Below are 3,076 nucleotides of genomic sequence, written 5' to 3' on the forward strand. Positions count from 1 at the left end.
CAACCACCGGCTAATGTCTTGCATCCCTCCGGGATGCCCAAGACTTTCGCTTTCGGCCATTTCCACGTGTGGCAGAGAGCAACCGGCAGCTTGGGGCGCGAAAGAATACGTCCACTTCATTAGCAGGGAGCGTAGCGACCGAAGCGATCTCGTTCCCGGAAAGCCCCCGGTGTCTGCCGTCTGTCTTCTGTCAAGTGCCGGGGAACCTGCATCCCCTCACACATGCGTGGGCCCCGGGCCGATGCGGCTTTCCAGGGCCGCCTGGCGGCGCTTCATGATGCCCGCGGCGAGCAGTTCCACCTGCGTCCGGAGCCACCGGTCGGTGTGGGTGTTCTCGCGGTAATCGGCGGGGCCGGTGGCGTCCACCCGCCCGGACTCCTGCAGCGCGAACACCTGCTGGAACTGCCGCTGGGATTCCGGGTCGTACACTGCGTAGGCCTTGCCCCCGTGCTTGCGCACGACGGAGAAGCTCGGGATGTCGCTCGGCCCGTCGGCGATGTAGATCATCTGCGTGACGGGCACGCGCCGCTCCTCCTCGGGGATGGCGTCGTTCACCGTGATCCCCGGCAGCTTGTTGACGCCCTTGTTGATCTCGAAGATGGCGCGGGTCTTGGTGGTGTTGTCGAGGATGGCGGCGATCTGGCTGATCTCGCCCGGCGCCGGCGTGTCCGCCGGATCGAAGCCCGGCCCGGCGGGGGACTCGATGAACTCCGAAGCCCACACCCCTGCCAGCCGTCCGGCGATGGCGCTCCCGCGCACCATCTCCGCCAGCCCCGTGCTCACCACGTAGTGCTCCAGGCGCAGGTCCCCCTCGCGAAAACGGGGCGTCTGAAGGACGGCGTCGAGCCGGTCGAACAGCCCCGCCAGCCCCTCGAACAGCGGTATCCGGCCGCCCAGCTCGCGGAGCCGCGCGTTGGTCAGGCCCTTCATGCGCCCGTCGCGCACATAGGTCAGCAGGTGGCCGAGGTAGCAGGTGTCGGGGTGCACGTGGATGCCCGCGCGGGCGTAGTACGCCGGCAGCGCGTTCACCTCGCGCCAGAAGGCCTCCTCGTCCACGCCGTACTCCTCGAAGAGCGGCGTCTGCATGTACCGCGACGACAGCGTCCGGTCAAAGTCCCAGATCACGGCAATGATGTTCTGAAAGAACAGGCCCTTGGACATGACAGCCTCCGCGTGTTTGCACTACTATACCGGAAATGGAGACCACGCCATGACCGACATCCTCCGCTGGGGCATCATGGGCACCGGCACCATCGCCCACAAGATGGTGGAGGGGCTGCTGGCCCTGCCGGACGCCAAGGTGGCGGCCGTGGGGTCGCGGTCGCAGGCGACGGCGGACGCCTTCGCGGACGAGTACGGCATTCCCCGCCGCCACGCGTCCTATGAGGCCCTCGCGGCGGACCCGGGGGTGGACGTGGTCTACATCGCGTCGCCGCACTCGTGCCACCGGGACAACACCCTGTTGGCCCTGCGCGGCGGGAAACATGTGCTCTGCGAGAAGCCGTTCGCCATCAACCGCCGCGAGGCGGAGGAGATGGCGGCGGAGGCCCGGGCGCGCGGCCTGTTCCTCATGGAGGCCATGTGGACCCGGTTCCTCCCCGCCATGTGCCACACGCGCCGGTGGCTGGCCGAGGGCCAAATCGGCGCGCCGCGCATTGTCTACGCGGATTTCGGGTTTCAGGAGGCCTACGACCCCGCCAGCCGCCTCTTTGACCCCGCCTTCGGCGGCGGCGCGCTGCTGGATGTGGGGGTGTACGCCGTGTCCTTCGCCGCCATGGTCTTCGGGAGCGCCCCGAACCGGATCACGGGCCTGGCGGACCTCTGCGAAAACGGCGCGGACGGGGTGAACGCGGCGGTGCTGGGCTATCCCGGCGGCGGGCTGGCCGTGCTGTCCAGCGCCGTGCTGGCGGAAACCCCGCAGGAGGCGCGTATCATCGGTCCCCGCGGAAGCATCCTCGTCCCCTCCCCTTTCTGGTGCTCCGACCGCGCCCGCCTGACAACCCCGGAGATGGTCATGGAAGAGGTGGACGCATCCTGCGAGGGAAACGGATACACGCACCAGGCACGGGAAGTCATGGACTGCGTCCGGGCGGGACGGACGGAGAGCGCCGTCATGCCGCTGGACGAGACGCTGGAGATCATGGGCACTCTGGACGCCCTGCGCGCCCTGTGGGGCGTCCGGTATCCGATGGAACAGGCGGGCGCCGGAGAATAGGCCCGCGCCTCCGGGCGTTAACCGAAACGTCACTGAGAAAGGCAAGGAGTCTTTCATGTCCGAAGACACGCCCAAGACCACCTGCGACCCGACCGCCCCCGGACAGGCCTGCCCGACGTGCTGCGCCTCCCCAGGCCGCAGGATCGGGACGCTGCTGCTCGCCATTGCGGTGGTGGTCTGGCTCCTGTACCGCATGTTCTTCCAGCCGGGGCCGCTGGCCGGACAGGAGGCTCCGCCCTTCACCCTGCCCACCCTGGACGGAACATCGGTTTCCCTCGATGACCACCTGGGAAAAGACGTCATCCTGCTCGACTTCTGGGCCACCTGGTGCCCGCCCTGCCGCGACCTGATCCCCGACATCGCGGAAATCGCCGCGGAGTACGGACCCAAGGGCGTCACCGTGTACGCCGTCAACCTGGGCGAACCGCCCCAGCGCGTCAAGAACTTCCTGGAAAGCGAGGGGCTCTCCCTCCCCATGCTGCTCGACACGAAAAAAACCGCCGGCGCGCTCTACCAGGTCTCCGGCATCCCCCGCGTGCTGATCATCGGCAAGGACGGCGTGGTCCGGTATGACCAGGCGGGCGGCGGGCCCGGCAAGGGCATGATGCTCCGCCGGGAACTCGACAAGGCGCTGCGCTAGGCCCGGTCGCATGACAGACGCGGGGGTTTGGCGCGCAAGAGGGCGCGGCAAGCAGCGCCCCTACGGGAGGACGCAACGGCCTTCCCGCAGACGAAGAGGGCGCGGCGAGCAGCGCCCCTACGGGAGGACACAACGGCCTTCCCGCAGACGAAGACGGGCGCGGCAAGCAGCGCCCCTACGGGAGGACGCAACGACCTTCCCGCAGACGAAGACGGGCGCGG

Annotated in this window: 3 protein-coding genes; 2 read left to right on the plus strand and 1 reads right to left on the minus strand. The window is 68.5% G+C overall.

Translation table 11 applies throughout. The annotated features are described in order from the left end of the window. Positions 1–216: 216 nt before the first annotated feature. Positions 217–1,161 (minus strand): haloacid dehalogenase-like hydrolase, encoded by a 945-nt coding sequence (locus GXY15_14410; GenBank protein NLV42401.1) that lies wholly within the window; start codon positions 1,159–1,161, stop codon positions 217–219. A gap of 49 nt (positions 1,162–1,210) precedes the next feature. Here GXY15_14410 and GXY15_14415 point away from each other — a divergent pair, with 49 nt between their 5' ends. Both GXY15_14415 and GXY15_14420 read left to right on the plus strand, forming a co-directional pair. Then, a complete protein-coding gene (locus GXY15_14415; protein NLV42402.1) occupies positions 1,211–2,215 on the plus strand; it encodes a Gfo/Idh/MocA family oxidoreductase in 1,005 nt (334 codons plus the stop codon). A gap of 55 nt (positions 2,216–2,270) precedes the next feature. Then, on the plus strand, positions 2,271–2,855 hold the full coding sequence (locus GXY15_14420) for a TlpA family protein disulfide reductase (GenBank protein NLV42403.1): 585 nt from the start codon (positions 2,271–2,273) through the stop codon (positions 2,853–2,855). Positions 2,856–3,076: the final 221 nt, after the last annotated feature.

Source organism: Candidatus Hydrogenedentota bacterium, assembly GCA_012730045.1.
Lineage (GTDB): Bacteria > Hydrogenedentota > Hydrogenedentia > Hydrogenedentales > CAITNO01 > JAAYBR01.